The organism is Candidatus Methylomirabilota bacterium, assembly GCA_003104975.1.
Taxonomy (GTDB): Bacteria; Methylomirabilota; Methylomirabilia; order Methylomirabilales; family Methylomirabilaceae; genus Methylomirabilis.
On record PQAM01000010.1, the window covers coordinates 203,906 to 224,513 of the forward strand.

Genomic DNA, 20,608 nt, shown 5'->3' on the forward strand with positions numbered 1-20,608 from the left:
CGAGCGGCCGTCTTACACGGCCACGCAGGTCACCGTTCGCGTAACGCCCTTCAAGGTGCGGATTTTCGACAGGACGACCGATCCGACCGTTCCGACGTCGGTCGCTTCAACGCATGCGATCACGTCATAGGGGCCGGTCACGGCGTGGGCCGATTTTACCCCTTTGATCTTCTGTAACGCCTTGACAATGTTGGCCGTCTGATCCGACGCGCCTTCGATCAGGACATACGCAGTGGTGGTCATCGCGCATCCCTCCTTGTGGGGTGATTTCGATAGTCCGGTCAGTTGTGCAACCCGGCGGATGAACGACCTTGACTCGATCAAGGTATACGATATATTGCAACGGCAGACAAGAAGAAAGATGGGGGGCCGGCCGTAGACCGATGGACCGATCAGGCAAGAGTCAACTGGCAATATTGTCGAGGTCAACCCGTGAGGCGCGGGACAGCGCTGTTGGCGACACGATTCCCAGCTTTAATTTCTTCATTGCCTCTTTGTCCAATTTTTTCTTTTTCGCGAGTCTCAATGCCTTCAGCCTGCTCCCGCTGTACATCAAGACGCTTGGAGGAACCGAGTCGCAGATCGGCTGGATCATGGGGAGCTACAGCGTGACGGCCATTCTTGGGCAGCCGCTGGCCGGAGCCCTTGCCGACCGCTTCGGGCGCAAGCGATTCCTGTTGATCGGAGCGGCATCGGGGATCGTGGCGGCGCTCGGCTTTGCGTTGTCGAATCAATTGGATGCGCGATTCATACTCTTTCGCATCCTGCAGGGGATTGCTTACTCCACATTCTATATCGCGAATCTCACGCTGGTGTCCGAGATGGTTCCGTCGAGCCGTCGCGGAGAGGCGGTGGGCCTCTTTGGAATCTCCGGTCTTATTACGATCGCGCTGTCTCCTGCCATCGGGGAGCAGATGATCTACCGTGCGGGTTACTCAATGTTTTTCTTCGCCGCTGCCGCTGCCGCTGCGGGCTGTCTGATGACCAGCCTTGCGTTGCGTAACGTGTCGTCTGCGCCACGAGACGCCGTGGCGTCCGGTCTCGCGTTCTTCATCCCGCCGACACGTATCCTCCCACCGATTCTCCTTGCGCTGGTGTTCGGACTGGCCTCCGGCGCAGTGTTCGTCTTCCTGCCGACCTATGCGACGCAGGTGGGGTTGTCGCGTATCGGCGCGTTCTATATTGCGTACAGTGTGGCGGCGATCGGCATTCGGTTGACATGCGGCAGGCTGTCTGATCGATGGGGGCGGCAGCGCGTGATCCTTCCGGCCCTGCTGCTCATGGGATCAGGCACCCTGGGTCTGATTGGGCTTGTCTCCCCGGTCGGTCTGCTGGTGGTCGGAACGCTGACCGGGATGGCACATGGTTTACTGTTTCCGGCCTTGAGTGCCTATACGATAGACCTGGCGGATTCTGAGGGACGCGGGCGCTCGCTGGGCGCATTCAGTACCGCCATGTTGCTGGGCCATGCGCTTGCGTCGTTCATATTTGGCGTGATCGCAGAGCGGTTCGGTTACCGGCTGATTTATTTCTTGGCGTCGGTGATCGTGATCACCGCGGTCGTGGTATTATTCCGTACTCAAAACAGCGCACGGATGCAACGGTAGTATACAGAATTGAGGGCGGCAGGCGGATCTCACCGCGCTCGCGAAGTCGGTATCTGCCGGAAGCCGGCATCGTGCTGATGTCGTAACGACCGAATGGACGGGCAAGCGTATCGCGTGTCGGGTGTGAAAGGGGGAGGTCCATGGGGCTTTTTGGTACATTATTTGAGGGTGGCGGGGGGAAATCGGGCAAGAGGCTTATTGAGGTATCCAAAACCGGCACCATCGAGCAGGTGAAGCGGCAGTTGGCCGACAGCGCTGACACGAACGCGAGCGACAGGCATGGCTGGACGGCTCTGATGCATGCCTGTTGGCATGGACGTTTCAAGGTGGTAGAACTGCTGCTTAAGCACGGCGCCGACGTCAACGCGAAGGATCACAACGACTGGACGGCCCTCATGCGCGCGTCCGCGAAGGGATATCCGAAGATTGTGGAGCTGCTGCTCACGCACGGCGCCGACGTCAACGCGAAGGATCACAACGACTGGACGGCCCTCATGCGCGCGTCATGGAACGGCCATTCCGGCGCGGTCGAGCTCTTGCTCAAGCAGGGCGCCAAGGTCAATGTGAAAGACAAGGATGGCTGGACCATCCTGATGCACGCGTCCGGGCACGGGCGGACCGCAGTGGTCGAACAATTACTCGATCACGGCGCCGAGATCGATGTGCGAGACAAGGACGGCTGGACGGCCCTGATGCGCGCGGCGTGGAACGGACATGGGAGTATCGTAGATCTCTTGCTCAAGCAGGGCGCCGATGTGAATGCACAGGACCACAGTGGAACGACCGCCCTGATGCGCGCGTCCTGGAGAGGGCATTTCGGAGTGGTCGAGCAAGTAGTCAAGCGGGGCGCGGATGTGAACGCGAAGGATAATCGAGGGAGGACCGCCCTGATGCGCGCAGCCGAGCGGGGGCGTTCCCGGATTGTCGGACTGCTGCTGAATCAAGGCGCTGATCCGAACGCCAGAGATCATGACCGCCAGACGGCGAGATTGTATGTGTCTGCGCTGGAACATCCCAAGGTGGCTGAACTGCTGGATCGGCACAGCGCACACTGAGGGCGTACCACCCAATTTTAATTGGAAATCTTGCATGAAATTGTATACTTGAGTGGTCCGAACCCTTCTTGAGGTCCGAGGGTGTACAGCGGTCGTCTTGGATTCGGCGTGTATACGCAGGACTGGTCACGGCCGCCTCTATCGAATATGATAATGGGACTGACATATGGGACATGAAAGGAGGTTCTATGGGTTTCCTTGGTTCACTATTTGGGGGCAGCGGGAAGGGTGGACAGCTTATCGAGGCGTCGGGTTCCGGTAATACCGAACAGGTCGGAAGCCTGTTGTCTTCTGGCGCTGACGTAAACGCACCGGACAGGGAGGGCTGGACGGCCCTGATGCACGCCTCACGGAATGGGCACGCAGGGGTTGTGGACCTGCTGCTTAATAAGGGCGCCGATGTCAATGTCAGGGATCATAATGGCTGGACGGCCCTGACGCATGCGTCATGGCTCGGACATACCGGAATTGCGGAGTCGTTACTGAATAAGGGCGCCGATATCAACGTGGCTGATAAGCATGACTGGACCGCCCTGATGTATGCATCTGATAAGGGGCATATCGACTTCGTCAAACTGCTGCTTGGCAATAACGCCGATATGGAGGCCAGGGCGAGCAACGGCAGCACCGCCCTGATCATCGCGTCCACGGAAGGGCACACCGAGATCGTCAAGATGCTGCTTGATCGAGGGGCCGAGGTGAACGCGCGGGCGAATGACGATGGGACCGCCCTGATCAACGCATCCGGCAAAGGGCACACCGAGATCGTCAAACTGCTGCTTGATCGAGGGGCCAATGTCAATATGCAGGATAAAAAGGGCTGGACAGCGTTAATGCGGACGGCCGCGGAAAACCAATACGGGATCCTCAAGCTGCTGATCGATCGAGGCGCCGATATGAACGCGCAGGCGAAAGACGGCAGTACGGCCATGATGAACGCAGCATGGTATGGGCGTCTAAAGGTTATTGAACTGCTTGTCAATAGCGGCGCCGATGTCAATGCCAGGGACGCCAAGGGCGGGACGGCCGCATTTTATGCGTCCGGAAACGGGCATCAGAATATTGTCGAATTACTGGAAAAACATATGACGCGCTAAGAATTGAAACGCAGGAGGTTACATGGTAGGGTTTTTCAGCTCATTCTTTGAGAGTGAGGATAAGCTGGGAAAGGGCCTCATTGAGGCGTCTAAGTCCGGCAACATCGAAAAGGTGGAGAGTCTGCTGGCTGGAGGCATTAACGTCAACGCCTGCAATAGAAACGGTGTAACGGCCCTGATGCACGCGGCCGGGCACGGCCATGCGGGGGTGGTGGAGATACTGCTCGCCAAAGGCGCCGGCGTCAACGCGAAGGACAACGAGGGCGTCACGACCCTGATGCACGCGGCCGGGCACGGCCATGCGGGAGTACTCGAACTGCTGCTCGCCAAAGGCGCCGAAGTCAATGTGAAGGACAATGACGGCTGGACGGCCCTGATCCACGCCGCCTGGCGCGGTCACAGTAAGGCGGTGGAGCTGCTGCTGCAGCACGGCGCCGAGGTCAACGCACAGGCGTTGAACGGCGCGACGGCCCTGATCCGCGCGGCTGAAAAAGGGCATGGCGGGGTTGTGGGGTTGCTGCTCACCCGCGGCGTGGATATTGATGCGAGGGCGAAAGACGGCGCCACCGCCCTCATCCGCGCGGCGTGGCATGGCCAGGCCGGGATTGTGGGGTTGCTGCTCAATCACGGGGCGGATGTCAACGCGCGGGACAACAACAACGCCACCGCCCTCATCCGCGCGGCGTGGCACGGGCATACCAGGGTTGCGGAGCTCCTGCTCAACAAGGGCGCCGATATTAATATGAAGGACAACATGAATGCGACGGCGTGGATGTATGCATCGCGCGATAGGGCTTCGAAGATTGCCGAGATGCTGGAGCGACATAAGGAGCTTATCAGGTAAGATGCCGGGCCGTACGGATTATTCGAAGGAGAGACAATGGGTTTCCTGAGCTCATTATTTGGGGGTGGCGGGAAGCTTGGCGACCAGCTTATCGAGGCCTCCAAATCTGGGAATACCGAACAGATCAAAGAGCTGCTGACCCGAGGCGCCGATGTCAATACCAAGGACAAATTCGGCTGGACGCCCTTGATACATGCGTCCTTTTTGGGGCATTTCGGCGTTGCGGAGGCGCTGCTCGGTCACCACGCCGAGGTCAACGAGCGGGACAATAACGGCGGGACGGCCCTGATGCGGGCGGCATGGCGCGGACATACGACGGTTGCCGAGTTGCTGCTGACTCGAGGCGCCGACGTGAACGCCCACGATAAAGACAGCTTTACCGCGCTGATGCGGGGTTCCTGGCATGGGCATGCCGATGCCGTCCAGATGCTGCTCAATCATGGCGTGGATGTGAACGCGAAGGATAAATGGGGTTGGACTGCCCTGGTGCGGGGGGCGTGGAACGGCCACGCGAAGGTTGCAGAGGTGCTGCTTCGTGGTGGGGCCGATGTGGATATAAAAGACCTCAACGGGGGGACCGCTCTGGTACGGGCCTCCTTGACCGGCCACACTGAGGTGGCCGAGGTTCTGCTTCGTCACGGCGCCGATGTCAATGTCAGGCCTGATGACGGGGGGACCGCCCTGATACGAGCCTCTTTGAATGGGCATGCGGGGGTAGTTGAGGTCCTGCTGTATCACGGCGCCGACGTCAATGCCAGGGCGAGCGACGGTGGCACAGCCCTGATGCGGGCCTCGAAGAACGGACACGCGAAGGTGGTGGAACTGCTGCTGCATCACGGCGCCGACGTCAACACGAGAGACAATGACGGCGTAACCGCCTTGATGTATACATCCTCAAATGGGCATTCCAGGATAGCTGAACTGCTGGAGAAGCACGGGGCACGCTGAAACGGCTGCAAGGAGGTTCGATGGGATTGTTTGGCTCATTTTTGGGGGGGAGTGGGAGGCTTGTAGAGGCGGCTGCATCCGGTGACACGGAAAAGGTCAGGGGTCTGCTGACTGCCGGTGCAGACGTCAATGTGAAGGATAGAGAGGGTTGGACAGCGTTGATGCATGCGGCGTGGAATGGCCATACTAAGGTAGCGGAGCAACTGCTTGGTCACGGCGCCGACGTGAACGCGAGGGATCATAATGACCTCACCGCGTTGATACGCGCCTCCTGGCATGGGCATGCCGTGATTGCGGAGGCGTTGGTCGACAAGGGCGCGGATGTCAACGCGAAGGATAGAGACGGGTTCACGTCCCTGATGTATGCGGCTGAAAACGGGCATATTGCGGTTGTGGAACTGCTGCTGCATCGCGGCGCCGACGTCAACGCAAGGGCCGTGAATGGCGCTACGGTCCTGATTATGGCATCTACCGAAGGACACGCCGGAGCTGTCGAACGGTTACTCGCTAAGGGTGCCGAGGTTGATGCGCGTGACAAGGTCGGCGCGACCGCCCTGATTCGCGCGTCCGAGAGGGGGCATGCCGCGGTGGCCGAACTGTTGCTCGGGAACGGCGCCGACGTCAACGCATGCAATAAGGACGGTGGAACCGCCATCATGCGCGCAGCCTCACACGGACGCTTCACGACAGCGCAGGTATTGCTCGATCGAGGCGCCGAGGTGAACGTCAGGGATAGTAATAACGTGACGGCGCTGATGTATGCGTCAGATAAGGGGCATACCGGGATAGTGGAGGCGTTGCTCGCGAAAGGCGCCGAGGTGAATGTCAAGGCGAGAGACGGCGGGACAGCCCTGAAGTTCGCCTTGTGGCATGGACACCCAGAGGTTGCCGAGCTGCTGGAGAAGCACGGCGCCCGCGAGGACTAAGAAAAGTAGCCCTGCCGGTTCCCGCGCAGTGGACGTCTAGCCTTCGTTGGATCCCCTGCTCAGATGAATCGGTGGACAACAGATCATCAGAAGCTGGGCTTCCGCCTGTCCTGCATTTTCCCAGTAATGTCGAAGATAGCTCTTGAAATGAAGGCTGTCTCCACGTCCCAAAAGGTAGGTGTCGTCTCCAACCGTGAACTGTACCTTTCCCTTCACGCACAGTTGGAGCTCCTCGCCATGATGATGAAACTCCCGCTCTTTCATCTTGGCACCTTTCGGAATCGTCAACAACACTGCGCTGAATGCTTCGTTGGGTAACCCGCCTGTTGCCGACTCAATACTGATTTTGAGATCAGGAACGGGGGTGCGCCACCGGTTAGCCTTCGGGAGATAGACGACCTCTCTCGTGGCGCCTTGCTCATCCAGGAGAGATTGGAGGGTCGTCCTCAGACCCTTTGCGATCTTGAGAACGGTCCCAAGGGTTGGAGAGATGAGGTTCTGCTCGATCTTGTGGATGGCGCTTGGTGAGACCTCGATCTGCTCACTAAGCTGTCGTAGCGAGAAACCTCTTTGCTGGCGAAGCTCTCTGATTGTTTTCCCTACGTTGATGACAAGCTGCTCAACCATAATTGTCCTCTTTACGATACACTATAGGAGTGTATGATACGTACGTCAAGCTTTATACTTGACAGATGTCTACAATACGATATAGTGTATCATATAGGACACAGATTGTGCGACCAGGGCCTTCACATAACGTAATCGAGAGTTGCCCCTCATGGGCTAGGGCTTGCAAAACCGATTGATTTCTCCCAGCGAAGAGTCGTCTTCGTTAGGTGGAGGGCAACGTGAAGCTGCGCAATGTGGTCATGGGAGCGGTCGCCATCACCCTGTTGAGCCTATTCGGCTGCCAGGCCGGAGGGGGAGATCCGACTGCCGTCGCGGAGCAGTTCATGGATCGATACTATAACCGAGCCGACCTCGGGGAGGCGAAAACGTTGGCCATCCCGGCGCTGGCTGAGAAGATCGACGAGACCTTTAGATCATCCGCCGGGGCTACCTCTGGCAACATCGGCGGGACACGCGAAATTGCGTATACCTTGAAAGAGACGAACCGGAATGGAACGCACTCCTATGCCATCTACGAGGCGACTATCACCTCGAAGGCGGCCGGGTCCGTTCGAAAACGGGTCCATCTCTCCGTAGATCTGATTGATGGTGCCTGGAAGATTGCTGAGTTTAAGGAGAGCGCCTTCCAATGAACCTGCTTCCAGGCTGTCGGGTGGACAGGTATGCCGCCCTACCGGAGCGATGGTCCCATAAGTGACCCTTTGGTAGGGCACGAGTGGAGAGGAGGTCATATGAGTTTGCTCAATTCATTATTTCGGGGCAATGGGAAGCTGAGCGAAAGGCTTGTTGAGGCGTCTCAATCCGGAGAGACCGAAATAGTTAAGCAACTGCTGGCTGCAGGTGCAGGCGTCAACGCGCGCGACAGAGATGGTTGGACCGCTCTGATGCATGCGTCGTGGCGAGGCCATGCCGAGGTCGTGGAGTGGCTTCTCAATCACGGCGCTGATGTGAACCTGAGAGACAATAACGGCTTCATGGTCCTGATGCGTGCATCGTGGCGAGGCCATGCCGAGGTCGTGGAGCTACTTATCAATAGAGGCGCTGATGTGAACGCGAGGAGCACGGACGGTGGGATGGCCCTGACGTACGCGTCTTGGAATGGGCGTACGAGAGTCGTCGAAATCCTTCTGAATGCCGGCGCTGATGTGAACGCGAAGGATAAAGACGGGTGGACAGCCCTGATGCGTGCATCATGGCGAGGGCATGTCGCAGTCGCAGAGTGGCTTCTCAGCAGCGGTGCTGATATCAACGCGAGCACCACGGATGGCGTGACGGCGTTAATGCGTGCGTCTGAGAGGGGTCAGGCGGGCGTCGTTGAGGTCCTTCTCAGACAAGGTGCCGATATCAACGCGAGCACCACGGATGGCGTGACGGCGTTAATGCGTGCATCTGAGACGGGTCGCGCCAGGGTTGCGAAGATACTCCTCAACAGCGGTGCCGATATCAACGCGAGCACCAAAGACGGTGGAACAGCCCTGAAGCACGCGTTTTGGAATAGGCAGTCTCGCGTTATCGAGTTGTTAGAGAAGCACAGCGCTCGCCAACATTAGGAAAACGATGTCCGGGAAGTTCCGGTGCGCAGTCGTATCCGTGCTCAGCGTCATGCACGTTCAACGTAACCAGAAAGTAACTGCGCTTGCAGGTCTCCCCGAAGAATTTATAGACAGGGGAGTTGCGCGCCGCCTCGATCATGTCGTCGCCGATGCCGTTTCGCTTTGCGGCGGCGACGACCTGTTCATCGTGCGGATCGAGCACCATCTCCCGTTGGGCGTCCACCAGACGCTCGTTCGGGGCGCCGGTCGCTGTGGGCGCCTAACCGTTGTGTGAACCCCTCCCCAGATGCATCGGCGGAGAGCAGATCATAAGCAGTTGAGCCTCCGAGCTTCCTACGTTTTCCCAGAAGTGTCGAAGATAGCTCTTAAAGTGAAGGACGTCGCCTCGTCTCAGGAGATACGTGTCATCCTGGATCGTGAACCGTACTTTCCCTTTGATGCAGAACTGAAGCTCCTCCCCGCGATGGTGGAACTCCCGTTCTTTCATTTTGGCGCCCTTGGGGATGGTCAGCAACACCGCGCTGAACGCTTCATCAGGCAATCCGCCCGTCAACGACTGAATGTTCAGTGCGAGGTCGGGAACGAAGGTATTTCGTCGCTTGGCCGCTGCGACATACGCGACCTCTCGTGTTTCGGTATGCTCGTTCAGGAGTGATTGGAGGGTGGTCCCCAGACCCTTGACGATCTTGAGGACGGTCCCGAGGGTCGGCGAGATGAGGTTCTGCTCGACCTTGTGAATCGCGCTGGGCGAGACCTCGATCCGCTGGCCGAGCTGACGCAGGGAAAGGCCTCGTTGCCGGCGCAGTTCCCTGATGTTCTTCCCTACATTGATGACAAGCTGCTCTACCATGCTCGTTCTCCTTCAGACACAGAGTAAGATGATACGATACGTACGTCAAGGGATGTGCCCATTGAAAGCAGAATCAGGGATGATCAGACTCGTGTGGGCGGGTGGCGGCGCCGATAAACGTGAGAAAGGCGCTGCAGATGGGTGACCGCGAACGGTGGCGGTGGGTGATGAGGTAGAAGGATCGAGTCAGGGTGAGGCCGGCGACGGGGATGGCGTAGAGTTCACGGCAATTGATATCGCTCGCTACGGCGAGCCTGGAGATAATGGCAATTCCGCCGCCCGTCTTGACCGCCTGTCGAATTGCCTCGTTGCTGCCCATCTCTCCGACAATCTTCAGGTTGCCGATGGATAAACGGCGTCGTGTCAGGGCCTGCTCCAGAATTTTGCGGGTTCCCGAGCCGCGCTCCCGGATGAGAAACGGCTGACCGGGTAGTTCCTTGGCTGTGACGCTCTTACGGGATGCCCAGGAGTGCGTAGGCGGCACGACCAGGACCATCTCATCCTCTGCGAATTTCCGATACTCGATCCTGCCGTCATCGAACTGGGCGCCGACGGCGCCCAGTTCATAGGCGCCGTCGATGACCGCCTCGATGATCGCCTTGGAATCTGAGACCTTGAGGACAATCGAGATGTCCGGATAGCTCGTCCTGAACGGTCCGATCAGAGGCGGGAGCAGATAGCCGCCAGGGATGCTGCTGGCGCCCAGTATCAGTTCTCCCTTCAGTCCTCCCTTGAACTCATCGAGGGCCTGCTGGGCCTCCTGACGGAGTGTCAGGATCCGCTTGGCATAGCGATACAGAAGCTCGCCGGCCTTCGTCGGTGTCGCTCGATGTCCCAGGCGATCGAGGAGCCGGACCCCCACATCCTTCTCCAGCTTCTTGATGTGGCCGCTGACCGTAGGCTGGGTCAGATACATCGCGTCGGCCGCCTTAGAGAAGCTGCCGGATTCAACAATTCGACAGAACAGTTGCAGGACGTGAAGATCCATATGGAGGTCTTATAATCGCCGGGTGCAGGCGTCGACCGCCTCCTGATAGAGTCGGAGATAGTGGTGAATTTCCCGTTCTGAAGAGAACTCCCGCGCAATCTTCTCCTTGCCGTGTTGCCCGAGCTGACGGCGGAGGCTCGGCTCCGCAATCAGCCGCTCGGCCTTCTGGGCAAACTCCGACTCTGAGGCGAAAAGCAGCCCTTCGACCCCGTCTCGCACCACCGATCGGTTGCCCTCGATGTCCGAGGCCAGGACGGGTCGTCCGCAATGCATCGCCTCCAGGATGCTGTTGGCCATTCCCCCTTCGGAGAGCGACGAGTTGATGACGACATCGACAGATTTGAGGATGGCGCAGACCTGCTCATGAGGGACAGCGCCCAGGTAGGTGGCCCATGGGTAGTCTTGTAACAGTTCCTGCAAACGGGTCCCTTCGGCCTCCTCGATGATCGGTCCGACGAAGACGGCCTTAATATTGGGGTACTGTAGCCTCAGCGCATCGAGCGGTTTCAGACAGAAGGTGACATTTTTGACGCGGCGGATCCCTGCGGGGATCAGAAAGATCAGGTCATCATGTGCGAGACCCAGATGGTGTCGCAGATCGAAGGGGACCTCTCGACAGCGGACCGTCTGGGCGATAATCCGGATTCGGTGTTCGACCTCGGGGAGTTCGCCGATGAGTTTGACCCGCATACAGTCGTGAAAGACGACGATACGCGTGGCGTGCCGAAGGGCGTCGATGACCTCTGTCCTCCGATGAGGGTTGAAGGGGTCCGTATTGACGTCGGTTCCGGTCACGCTGAGAATCGACGGGATACTCAAGCGAGACGCAACCTCGGTCACGATTGATCCCGACGAACTGATATGGAATCCATGGACGAGATCGGGAGCGAATGCCTCCAATCCCTGCGTGATCTCGTCCGGCGATGGGCGCTCTTCCATGGACCACACCCGAACGATCATGCCTTGCTCGCGCAGCCCCGATTCGATCCGCTGGACCGTAATTGCGTTCCCCCGCACAGATGGAGAATAGGAGGGCGTAATCATACCCACTCGCATCGTGGTCTCCTCAGCGGCTGAAGAGTTGTTGCAGCATCTTCCCCAGTTCCTTGCTCCCGCCCTTCTCCAGAAGTTTGCCGACCTCTGTTGTGATCCGCCCCTCGATACTGCCGGCCTGCGGGGTCACCTTTGGATCGGACGACGGTCCCGCCACCTTGGCTTCAATCGTCGTTTTCGCCGCCTTGGCGGTTACGTCGAAGTCCATGGTCTGGCTGAGCAGATTAAAACTTCCGGAGGCATAGAGCCTTCCCCCGTTTCGAAGCAGCGTCAGATCCCTGGTTCGCAGGATCCCGCTGTCGAGGGTGAAGTGGGCGCTGAGTCGATCAAACTCGTTCAGGGCAAAGGGCGGGAGACCTAACCCCTTCAGGATAGGATCCGCAGTTTTGGAAAGCCGCTCCAGGGGCGTGTAGCCGGTCACGCGGCCGTTCGTGACGGCGACATCGGTTTGACCCGACGTCCTGGCAAGTGCCCCGGATCCGAGTTGCCCGGCGATCTCTATCTTGGAGTCCAGCGTCATCACGCCGTGCAGCGTCCATCGCGGCTCCTGAATGGCGTTGAGCAACGGTTCGGTCTGGACCCCGTCGAGATGCGTTGCGACCGTGGTGCGGGGGGTCGACCCGCGCCAATCGATGGCGCCGCCGCCTGACAGGGTTCCGCCGTACAGGCCGCCGCGGAGTCGACGGATCGTAAGGAGCCGGCAACAATAGTCCAGGTCGCTTTCGGCGGCGGTCAGGACCAGCTTCCCCCAACGCAGTGTATCGGAGCGCAAGTGTACCTCGATCTGAAGGCCGTTATCCCGCCCACCGCCTGCTCCCCCTCGGAGGGGGGAGGGCGAGGGTGGGAGCGTAGAGGCAGTGGGGTGTGGGGTGTAGGGTGTAGGGTGTAGGGGATCAGCCGGATCGGTCGTGTCGCTCGTCGCTGTAACCAGTGCCATAAGGGGTTCGACGGCCAAATCTGGGGCATGGAGCCAGACCTGGAGACGAGGGGACTGCTGGGTTGCGAGGTGTAAGCGCCCTGTGATGGTGTGTCCCTTCCAGAGCAGATTCATATCGGAAAGGTCGAGCACGCTGCCATCCCATCGCCCCTTAGCCTGTAGCGAGGCCTTCTCTTTTGGGATTTTGCCGGTATCCTTGGCGAGTGTGACACCGAGGCGTTGCAGATCGACGTACGTCTCCAGGTCGAGACGCGGCCATTCGCCAACCGCTTTTCCCGTGAGATCGATGGTGCCGGTGAACGCCGCGCCGGCGGAGGCTCGTGGCACACCGATGAATGATGCCAGGTGTGCGACCTCGACGCCCCGCGCATGAAACTCTACCTCAGTCGGCATCCGGTCGCCGTCAGCGCGTTGTACGCTTCCAACGATATCAAACGAACCGGAACTCTTGCCCGGCAACTGTCCGCTGGCGCGGACGCGAAACGGGGCAGAGGTAAGGGGGGCCGGGATATCGAGGTCGATGTCCTTCAGTTCGAGGGTGGCCGGTCCACGCGGGTACAGCGGGTGATCAAGCACAAGGGTGCCATGGCGGATGGCCAGGGTCCCTGCCGCCAAGGCCGGCAGAACAGGAGGCTGTCCCTTGGCCGCGCGCGCACCGTCAGCCCGGTGGGGTTCGGCCGATGCGGCTCGCGCAGAGGGCCAGATCAAGTCCTCAAGATTCCATCCATCCGGTCCCCTGGCCAGTCTGATGCGTGGTCGGTCGATCCGGATGTTGCCGACCTGAATGTCGCCCTTGAGCAGCGGGAACAGTTCGAGCGCGACATGAAGTTGCTCGGCGTCCACGAACGGTTCGGACCAGGGGGCACGATCGGCGATGACGACGTCCCGGATGGTCACCTCCGGCGACGGCAAAAGGTGTAGGCGCAGGCTGCTTGCGGTCACCTTGCGGTTCAGTAGTTGACTGACCCGGCCGATCAGGATGCCCCGATAGCGCTCCTGATCCAGCAAAAGCGGCCCGGCGAGAAGGATGGCGACGATCCCACCCAAGATCAGCAACAAGCAAAGGAGCCGGCGCTGCCCGCGTCTCGTCACCCCGCTCCTCCGGGTTCTTCACCCTTGAGCCGCGCGATCAGCAACTCATTGACCGCCCGCGGGTTGGCTTTTCCGCGGCTGACCTTCATGACCATGCCGACCAGGAAGGTGAGGCTTTGCACCTTCCCTTTTCGGTAGTCGGCGACCGGCCCAGGGTGCGCGGCAAGCACCTCCTCGACAATCCGGCGCAGTTCGTCCTGGTCGGAGATCTGGGTCAGTCCCTGCTCCCTGACGATCAGCTCGGCCGATTTTCCGGTCTGATACATCTGCTCAAAGACCGTTTTCGCGATCTTGCCGCTGATGGTTCCACGCTGCAACAGCGTCAGCAGTGCAGTGAGTTCCGCGGGCGGAATCGGGCTGTCGATAATGTCCCGGCCATCTTTGTTCAGATGGCCCAGGAGCTCGACCATCACCCAGTTGCTGGCGAGTTTCGGCTCCCCGGAGGGCATGGCGACCGCCTCGTAATAATCGGCCAGCGGCCTGGAAGCCGTAAGCACAGTGGCATCATAGTCTGGGATCCCGTACTCTTGAACAAACCGGGCGCGTCGTTGTTGCGGCAGCTCCCGGAGCGTGGTGCGGATCTCGTCAATCCACTCCGGCAAGGCGGTCAACGGGACCAGGTCGGGTTCGGGGAAATAGCGGTAGTCATGCGCGTACTCTTTGCTGCGCATCGACAGGGTCAACTCCTGATCGGCGTCCCACAACCGCGTCTCCTGGACGACCTTTCCCCCTTCCGTCAGGACCTGTGCCTGCCGCCGGATCTCATAGGCCAGGGCCTTCTGTACGCTCTTGAAGGAGTTCATGTTCTTGACCTCGGCCTTGACCCCGAGTCCTTCGGTTCCGGCGTGGCGCAACGACACATTGGCGTCACAACGCAGGCTTCCTTCCTCCATGTTGCCGTCGCAGACGCCCAGATAGACCAGGATCGCCCGAAGCTGCCGGAGGTACTCCGCAGCCTCCTCGGGGGTGCGGATATCGGGCTCGCTGACGATCTCCATTAATGGGACGCCGCTGCGGTTAAAGTCCACCAGGCTGTAGTCCGCCTCCTGGAGTGTGCCGGCGTGCAGCAGCTTGCCGACGTCCTCCTCGAGGTGAAGGCGATGGATGCGGACACGCCGGGTTATCCCATCGACGGGAAATTCGATGGATCCGCGCCAGGCGAGCGGAAGCTCGTACTGCGAGATCTGATAGTTCTTCGGCATGTCGGGATAGAAGTAGTTCTTCCGGTGGAAACGGCACGTCGGGGTAATATCACATCCCAGGGCCAGCGCGGTCCGGATGGCGAACTCGATGGCCCGTCTGTTCAGGACCGGTAACGACCCGGGCATCCCCAGACAGACGGGACAGGTCTGGCTGTTGGGCGAGGCGCCGAAGGTGGTGCTGCAGCCGCAGAAGACCTTGGATCTGGTCAAGAGCTGGGCATGCACCTCCAGCCCGATGACCGCCTCAAATTGGGGATTGGGGATTGGGGATTGGGGATTGGGGCTCATGGGTCGATTCCTTATTACGTGAGTGGTCGGATGGATTCGAGAAACTCAATATACTCATCCGATAGTCCGTGCTCTTCGGCGCCGCTGATCAGCAACTGCTTATACCGTTTCGACGGCGCCATCTCTCGGCCCGGATTCGCCATGATGTAGGCAAACGCTGTGATGACCTTACCGGCACGGTTCCGTACCTGAACCTCTTTGTGGAGGTAAAGGGCAGGGTAGCCTTCGTACTCATCCAGGACCTTTCGCTCTGCCTCGCTGATCTCCCACACGACCCCTTCGACCGTTTTGCCGAGCCGCTCGCGGATATCCGCAATCCCGCCGCCCCACATCGGGGAGTTGCCGGAGAAGGCGAGCTCGTAGTCTGCCAGCACCACCGCGGCGACAAACTTTGCCTTCGGACAGAGCCGCTTAAGCTGGAACCGCTCCATGTTCGAACCGTAGGCGAAGTAGAGCATTCGACCGGTCTCCTCCGGTATGTGCGTCATCTCACAACGGGGGCGTGTGCCGGCGCCAGTTGGTCGCCTGCTCATAGGCATGCGCCACCCTCAGGATCGTCGCCTCATCGAACGGTTTGCCGATCAGTTGTAATCCGATCGGCAGTCCCGCCTTGGTGAACCCGCACGGGATCGAGATGCCCGGCAGACCTGCCAGGTTGACGGAGATCGTAAAGATGTCCGAAAGGTACATCTGAAGCGGATCGTCCATCTTCTCGCCGAATTTAAATGGCGGCGTCGGCGAGGTCGGGGTCACAATCACCTCGCACGCCTCGAATGCCCGCTCGAAGTCGCGACGGATCAGCGTTCGGACCTTTTGCGCCTTGAGATAGTAGGCATCGTAATACCCGGCCGACAGCGCATAGGTCCCAAGCATGATCCGACGCTTGACCTCGGGTCCGAACCCCTCCCGACGGCTGCGCTGGTACATCTCCAGCAGGTCGGCCGGCCTTGAGGTCCGATAGCCGTACTTGACGCCGTCGTAGCGGGCCAGGTTGCTGCTGGCCTCGGCGGTTGCCACCAGATAGTAGGTCGCGATGGCGTACGGGGTGCTGGGAAGCGCCACCTGTTCCTGACGTCCGCCCAACTCCTCCAGCGTCCGGATGGCCGTCCAGACGGCCGCCTCGACCTCCGGGTCCATCCCCTCGACGAAGTACTCATTGGGAATCCCGATGCGCACCCCGCGAACGTCCCCGGTCAGCGCGGCACAGTAATCGGGAACCGGCAGCTCCGCCGAGGTCGAATCGTGCGGATCATGCCCGGCGATCGCCTGCAGCATCATGGCGGCATCGCGAATATCTTTGGTAAACGGTCCGATCTGATCGAGGGATGAGGCGAAGGCGACCAGCCCGTAGCGGGAGACGCGGCCATAGGTCGGCTTGAGGCCTGCAATGCCGCAGAAACTGGCGGGTTGCCTGATCGATCCCCCTGTGTCGCTGCCGAGCGAGGCGGCGCAGAGGTCGGCCGCCACGGCGGCGGCAGAACCACCCGAAGAGCCGCCCGGGACATAGTCGAGCGCCCAGGGATTGCGCGTTCGAAAGAAGGCTGAGTTCTCCGTCGAAGAGCCCATGGCGAACTCGTCCATATTGGTTTTGCCCAGCAGGACCGTTTCTTGCGCCTTGAGCCGACGGATCACCGTCGCGTCGTAGGGCGGCACATATGGTTCCAGGATCCGCGAGGCGCAGGTGGTCCGCACCCCTTGCGTACAGATGACATCCTTAATCGCCAGCGGGATACCGGCCAACGGCGGCAGCGGCGTACCGGCGGCGCGCAGCCGATCGACCGTCTCCGCCTGCGCCAGAGCCGCCTCCGCCGTCAGGGTGATGTACGCCTTGACCTGTTCATCGACGCGCTCGATCCGATCCAGCGCCGAGCGGACGAGTTCGACGGCGCTGACCTCGCGCCGTGTCAGCAGCTCTTGCATCTCATGGATGGTGAGTCGGGTGAGGTCCACCGTGTTATTCCTCCAGGATTCTCGGGACGCGGAAGAAGAGGTCGTGGCGATCCGGCGCATTGGCCAGGACCGCCTCCTGGACCAGCGACGGCGTGACCTTATCCTCACGAAAGACGTTGGTCATCGGCAGGACATGAGAGGTCGGCTCGACGGCCGACGTATCGAGCTCATTCAGTGTGTCGATATAGCTTAAGATGGAGTCGAGTTGGGCCCGCATCCGCTCCTTCTCTTCGACGGTCAGCTCCAGGCGGGCCAGGCGGGCGACGTGCTCAACCTCTTCAGGCGTAATCTTCATGGCGTATCCCTCTCCGAAACAGGAAGCCTCTGAGATTCCAATTGGTGATCGGCTGTCAAGGCGTGATAGGGATCGGTCCCTTCCCACGCCGGGTTGACGTGTACGACGGCATCGGCCAGCCGAGGAATGTGATGGAACAGTTCGTGCCGTACGGTTTCAGCGATCTGGTGTCCTTCGGCGACGGTCAAGCGAGGGTCGACCTCGATCGAGAGCTCGATCATCACATGATGTCCGATCCATCGGGCCCGCACCTCATCAACCCGGTGTACGCCGCCGACGCCGCCGGCGATCCGCTCGATCCGGCTGACCGTCTCCGGCTCGATGGCATCCATGATCCGTGCGAACACGTCACGGCCGGCCTCCCAGGCGATATACAGGATGGCTGCGCCGATCAGAAGACCCATGAGCGGGTCGGCCCATGGAGCCCCCCAAAAGACCCCGAGGATACCGACGAACGCCCCGACCGAGGTCAATGCGTCGGCGCGGGAGTGCTGACCATCGGCGATCAACGCGGCGCTGCCGATCGTCCTTCCGACCCGGATCTTGTATATGGCCACCAGCTCATTGCCGACCGCGCCGACCAGCGCCGCCGCCATTCCAAGCCCCAGGTGGGTCGTCGGCGTCCCGATGGACCACTTGTGTAGCGCGGCATAGCCCGCCAGGATCGCGCTGGCGGCGATAAAAAGAATGATGGTCACGCCGGCGACGTCCTCGGCGCGGGCGTAGCCGTAGGTAAACCGTCGCGTCGCCAGACGGCGGGAGAGGGCGAAGGCGATCCAGAGCGGAATCGAGGTAAAGACATCGACCAGATTGTGAAGGGCATCGGCCAGGAGCGCCGCGCTTTGGCCGACCCACACCACCGCGATCTGCACGATACAGGTCGCCAGCAGGCCCACGCTGGAGATGACCAGCGCCCTGATCCCGGCATCAAGCGTCGCCGAGTCCGTCAATCGGTAACCGGCAGGATGGCTGCCGGCCCCCACTGAATGTGCGCCGACCATGGCCACGATCACCTACGCCTGCTCCAGTTGAGCATACTTGACCATCAGCTTCTTATCACCGGCGCCGTTGAACCTCACGACGACCTTCAGATCGTCGCCGCTGCCGGTTCGCTCCCGGATCACCCCGACGCCGAAGTCGGGATGTCGGATACGGGCGCCGGGGTAGAGGCGATCGACGAACGGCTCGTCGTCGTCACGTCGGACACGGGAAACGATAGAGGGTGGGGGACCCGCCGATCGGGATTCCCAGGGATCGCGGACCTGCAGGACGTCCGGCGGGATTTCATCCAGGAATCGTGACGGGAGGTTAAAGCTCCGGTTGCCGTACAGACGGCGCTGTCGCGCCGACGCGAGATACAGCCGTCGCCTGGCCCTGGTCATGCCGACATAACAGAGCCGCCGCTCCTCCTCCAGTTCCCGCTCATCGGGCATAGCAAGGGCGTGCGGGAAGATCCCCTCCTCCAGTCCGACTATCAGGACCGTGTCAAACTCCAGGCCCTTGGCCGTATGAAGCGTCATGAGCGTCACCGCGCCCCGGCCATCAGCGTACTCATCGAGGTCGCTGATCAGGGCGACCGAGTCAAGGAACGCCGCCAGCCCGCCGTCTGCATTGCGCTCGGCAAACTCCTGGGCAGCGGTCACCATCTCCTTCAGGTTTTCCAGACGGTTCTCGGCCTCCGGCGTCCGCTCCTGCGCCAACTCCTCGGCGTACCCGGACCGAGTAATCAGTTCCGTGATCAGATCCGGAATCGGGACGACGGCCGATTGTGTCCGAACCTCTCCAATCAGGCGCAGCAATCCCTCCATAGCCGCCTGCTGCTTGGTGTTGAGCAGCTTCTCCCGTACTGCGCGTCCGCACGCCTCCCAGATCGTGGTCTTCCCTTGCATCGCCAGCAGTTCCAGCTTCGCGATCGTCGCCGGTCCGATCCCGCGGGCCGGCGCATTCACCAGTCGTTTGAAGCTGACGCTGTCGGCCGGATTGACAACCCAACGCAGGTAGGCCAACAGATCCTTGATCTCTTTCCGTTCATAGAAGCGAAGCCCGCCCACGATGACGTACGGGATCAGGGCCTGCCGCAACGCCTCCTCCAGGACCCGGGACTGTGCGTTGGTTCGATAGAAGATGGCATAGTCGTCGTAACCTGATCCGTCATCGGCGACCCGGCTTTGGATGGTGCGCGCAGCGAACAGGGCCTCATCGGTTTCGTCGAGCGCCCGATACAGGACGATCGGTTCGCCGACCTCGTTCTCGGTCCAGAGGATCTTTCCCTTTCGACCGTAGTTGTGCGCGACGACGCCGCCCGCCCCTTGGAGGATCTGCTGGGTCGATCGATAGTTCTGCTCCATCCGGATCACCGTACAACCCGGATGGTCCCGTTCGAAGTCTAGAATGTTGTTGAGATCTGCGCCGCGCCACCGATAGATCGACTGGTCGTCGTCGCCCACGACGCAGAGATTGCCATATCGGCTCGCCAGCAGATGGATCAGGCGGTATTGGGCGTGGTTGGTATCCTGATACTCGTCCACCAGGATGTAGCGCCACAGGTCCTGATAGGCCGCCAACACCTCGGGATGGCGCTCGAAGAGGCGTACCGTCGCCATCAGCAGATCGTCGAAGTCGAGCGCCTGAAGGCCATCCAGCCGCTCCTGATACATAAGGTACAGTTTGGCGGTTCGCTCCTCCATTCGGTCGTTCGCCTGCACGGCATACTCCTCGGCGGAGAGGAGTTCATTCTTCGCGCGGCTGATGCGGGAGAGGATGGCGCGAGGGTTCAGAGAGCGCTCGGATAGATTCTGCGCTCGCAGACAGTCCCGCATGAGGCTCAACTGATCGCCGTCGTCATAGATAACAAAAGAACCCTTGATGCCCAGCGCCGCGCCATGCTTCCGCAAAATCCGGACGCAGGTAGAATGAAACGTCCCGACCCAGACCCCATCGATGCCCCATCCGCTCGTCCTGAGCCTGTCGAAGGATGCGGCTGGACTGCTCAGGGCAGGGCTCATATCGGTGTGTCCCAACAGATCCGCCACCCGCCGCTTCATCTCGCCGGCGGCCTTGTTCGTAAAGGTCACCGCCAGGATGTTCCAGGGCGGGACCCCGCAGTGGCCGATCAGATAGGCGATCCGCCGGGTGATCACCCGGGTCTTCCCCGAACCGGCCCCCGCCAGCACCAGGAGCGGTCCTTTGGTATGCAGGACCGCCTCCGCCTGTCGCGGGTTCAGATCGGTGATGATCGCGTGGGAGTTCACGTCAACATATCCCTCATTCGGCTGGTCGATATACGCCAGTAA

General features: G+C 60.4%; 20 protein-coding genes and 1 pseudogene. 8 read left to right on the plus strand and 13 right to left on the minus strand.

Annotated features, from left to right (window positions below):
- Window positions 1-12: 12 nt before the first annotated feature.
- Entirely contained in the window at window positions 13-243 is a 231-nt protein-coding gene (locus C3F12_07835; protein PWB45970.1) for an AsnC family transcriptional regulator, read from the minus strand.
- Window positions 244-383: 140 nt separating this feature from the next.
- On the opposite strand from C3F12_07835, the gene C3F12_07840 reads away from it, so the two are divergent.
- The 6 genes from C3F12_07840 (at window position 384) to C3F12_07865 (ending at window position 6,477) form a co-directional block, all read left to right on the plus strand.
- Window positions 384-1,607, plus strand: a complete 1,224-nt coding sequence (locus C3F12_07840; GenBank protein ID PWB45971.1) for a hypothetical protein — start codon at window positions 384-386, stop codon at window positions 1,605-1,607.
- A gap of 140 nt (window positions 1,608-1,747) precedes the next feature.
- The gene (locus tag C3F12_07845; protein PWB45972.1) at window positions 1,748-2,662 is read left to right on the plus strand and encodes a hypothetical protein; all 915 of its coding nucleotides are present in this window, start codon (window positions 1,748-1,750) and stop codon (window positions 2,660-2,662) included.
- Between the two features lie 188 nt (window positions 2,663-2,850).
- Window positions 2,851-3,759, plus strand: a complete 909-nt coding sequence (locus C3F12_07850) for a hypothetical protein (GenBank protein PWB45973.1) — start codon at window positions 2,851-2,853, stop codon at window positions 3,757-3,759.
- A gap of 22 nt (window positions 3,760-3,781) precedes the next feature.
- Window positions 3,782-4,603, plus strand: coding sequence for a hypothetical protein (locus tag C3F12_07855; protein PWB45974.1), 822 nt, complete (start codon window positions 3,782-3,784; stop codon window positions 4,601-4,603).
- A 36-nt stretch (window positions 4,604-4,639) separates the two neighbouring features.
- The gene (locus tag C3F12_07860) at window positions 4,640-5,551 is read left to right on the plus strand and encodes a hypothetical protein (protein ID PWB45975.1); all 912 of its coding nucleotides are present in this window, start codon (window positions 4,640-4,642) and stop codon (window positions 5,549-5,551) included.
- 20 nt (window positions 5,552-5,571) lie between these two features.
- A complete protein-coding gene (locus tag C3F12_07865) occupies window positions 5,572-6,477 on the plus strand; it encodes a hypothetical protein (protein ID PWB45976.1) in 906 nt (301 codons plus the stop codon).
- A gap of 36 nt (window positions 6,478-6,513) precedes the next feature.
- Here the strand turns inward: C3F12_07865 and C3F12_07870 are convergent, their stop codons facing one another.
- Entirely contained in the window at window positions 6,514-7,104 is a 591-nt protein-coding gene (locus tag C3F12_07870) for a hypothetical protein (protein ID PWB45977.1), read from the minus strand.
- Between the two features lie 221 nt (window positions 7,105-7,325).
- On the opposite strand from C3F12_07870, the gene C3F12_07875 reads away from it, so the two are divergent.
- On the plus strand, window positions 7,326-7,739 hold the full coding sequence (locus C3F12_07875; GenBank protein PWB45978.1) for a hypothetical protein: 414 nt from the start codon (window positions 7,326-7,328) through the stop codon (window positions 7,737-7,739).
- Window positions 7,740-7,838: 99 nt separating this feature from the next.
- Window positions 7,839-8,657, plus strand: a complete 819-nt coding sequence (locus C3F12_07880; GenBank protein ID PWB45979.1) for a hypothetical protein — start codon at window positions 7,839-7,841, stop codon at window positions 8,655-8,657.
- 100 nt (window positions 8,658-8,757) lie between these two features.
- Here C3F12_07880 and narH read toward each other — a convergent pair.
- The 11 genes and pseudogenes from narH to C3F12_07935 all read right to left on the minus strand — a co-directional run bounded on the left by narH (window position 8,758) and on the right by C3F12_07935 (window position 20,566).
- Window positions 8,758-8,913, minus strand: a pseudogene (gene narH, locus C3F12_07885) (nitrate reductase subunit beta).
- Window positions 8,914-8,919: 6 nt separating this feature from the next.
- Window positions 8,920-9,510: a hypothetical protein gene (locus C3F12_07890; GenBank protein PWB45980.1), complete on the minus strand. Its 591-nt coding sequence runs from the start codon at window positions 9,508-9,510 to the stop codon at window positions 8,920-8,922.
- A 73-nt stretch (window positions 9,511-9,583) separates the two neighbouring features.
- Window positions 9,584-10,498, minus strand: a complete 915-nt coding sequence (locus tag C3F12_07895) for a LysR family transcriptional regulator (protein ID PWB45981.1) — start codon at window positions 10,496-10,498, stop codon at window positions 9,584-9,586.
- Between the two features lie 9 nt (window positions 10,499-10,507).
- Entirely contained in the window at window positions 10,508-11,554 is a 1,047-nt protein-coding gene (locus C3F12_07900) for a glycosyl transferase family 1 (protein PWB45982.1), read from the minus strand.
- Window positions 11,555-11,564: 10 nt separating this feature from the next.
- Window positions 11,565-13,580 (minus strand): hypothetical protein, encoded by a 2,016-nt coding sequence (locus C3F12_07905; GenBank protein ID PWB45983.1) that lies wholly within the window; start codon window positions 13,578-13,580, stop codon window positions 11,565-11,567.
- Window positions 13,577-15,070, minus strand: a complete 1,494-nt coding sequence (locus C3F12_07910; GenBank protein PWB45984.1) for an Asp-tRNA(Asn)/Glu-tRNA(Gln) amidotransferase GatCAB subunit B — start codon at window positions 15,068-15,070, stop codon at window positions 13,577-13,579. The genes C3F12_07905 and C3F12_07910 overlap by 4 nt, the downstream gene beginning before the upstream one ends.
- A 14-nt stretch (window positions 15,071-15,084) precedes the next feature.
- Entirely contained in the window at window positions 15,085-15,528 is a 444-nt protein-coding gene (locus C3F12_07915; protein PWB45985.1) for a hypothetical protein, read from the minus strand.
- 31 nt (window positions 15,529-15,559) lie between these two features.
- A complete protein-coding gene (gene gatA, locus C3F12_07920; protein PWB45986.1) occupies window positions 15,560-17,020 on the minus strand; it encodes an Asp-tRNA(Asn)/Glu-tRNA(Gln) amidotransferase GatCAB subunit A in 1,461 nt (486 codons plus the stop codon).
- Window positions 17,021-17,024: 4 nt separating this feature from the next.
- Window positions 17,025-17,315: an Asp-tRNA(Asn)/Glu-tRNA(Gln) amidotransferase subunit GatB gene (locus tag C3F12_07925; protein PWB45987.1), complete on the minus strand. Its 291-nt coding sequence runs from the start codon at window positions 17,313-17,315 to the stop codon at window positions 17,025-17,027.
- Window positions 17,312-18,328, minus strand: coding sequence for a hypothetical protein (locus C3F12_07930; GenBank protein PWB45988.1), 1,017 nt, complete (start codon window positions 18,326-18,328; stop codon window positions 17,312-17,314). Before C3F12_07930 ends, C3F12_07925 begins: the two co-directional genes overlap by 4 nt.
- Window positions 18,329-20,566, minus strand: coding sequence for a DNA helicase II (locus C3F12_07935; protein PWB46398.1), 2,238 nt, complete (start codon window positions 20,564-20,566; stop codon window positions 18,329-18,331).
- Window positions 20,567-20,608 lie beyond the last annotated feature (42 nt).

Bases quoted from the DNA above. Each gene is read 5' to 3' on its own strand.
- C3F12_07860 (PWB45975.1), top strand. From the start codon at position 4,640: ATGGGTTTCCTGAGCTCATTATTTGGGGGTGGCGGGAAGCTTGGCGAC.
- C3F12_07835 (PWB45970.1), bottom strand. From the start codon at position 243: ATGACCACCACTGCGTATGTCCTGATCGAAGGCGCGTCGGATCAGACG.
- C3F12_07925 (PWB45987.1), bottom strand. From the start codon at position 17,315: ATGAAGATTACGCCTGAAGAGGTTGAGCACGTCGCCCGCCTGGCCCGC.
- C3F12_07850 (PWB45973.1), top strand. From the start codon at position 2,851: ATGGGTTTCCTTGGTTCACTATTTGGGGGCAGCGGGAAGGGTGGACAG.
- C3F12_07845 (PWB45972.1), top strand. From the start codon at position 1,748: ATGGGGCTTTTTGGTACATTATTTGAGGGTGGCGGGGGGAAATCGGGC.
- C3F12_07865 (PWB45976.1), top strand. From the start codon at position 5,572: ATGGGATTGTTTGGCTCATTTTTGGGGGGGAGTGGGAGGCTTGTAGAG.
- C3F12_07915 (PWB45985.1), bottom strand. From the start codon at position 15,528: ATGCTCTACTTCGCCTACGGTTCGAACATGGAGCGGTTCCAGCTTAAG.
- C3F12_07870 (PWB45977.1), bottom strand. From the start codon at position 7,104: ATGGTTGAGCAGCTTGTCATCAACGTAGGGAAAACAATCAGAGAGCTT.
- C3F12_07900 (PWB45982.1), bottom strand. From the start codon at position 11,554: ATGCGAGTGGGTATGATTACGCCCTCCTATTCTCCATCTGTGCGGGGG.
- C3F12_07855 (PWB45974.1), top strand. From the start codon at position 3,782: ATGGTAGGGTTTTTCAGCTCATTCTTTGAGAGTGAGGATAAGCTGGGA.
- C3F12_07895 (PWB45981.1), bottom strand. From the start codon at position 10,498: ATGGATCTTCACGTCCTGCAACTGTTCTGTCGAATTGTTGAATCCGGC.
- C3F12_07880 (PWB45979.1), top strand. From the start codon at position 7,839: ATGAGTTTGCTCAATTCATTATTTCGGGGCAATGGGAAGCTGAGCGAA.
- C3F12_07910 (PWB45984.1), bottom strand. From the start codon at position 15,070: ATGAGCCCCAATCCCCAATCCCCAATCCCCAATCCCCAATTTGAGGCG.
- C3F12_07840 (PWB45971.1), top strand. From the start codon at position 384: ATGGACCGATCAGGCAAGAGTCAACTGGCAATATTGTCGAGGTCAACC.
- C3F12_07890 (PWB45980.1), bottom strand. From the start codon at position 9,510: ATGGTAGAGCAGCTTGTCATCAATGTAGGGAAGAACATCAGGGAACTG.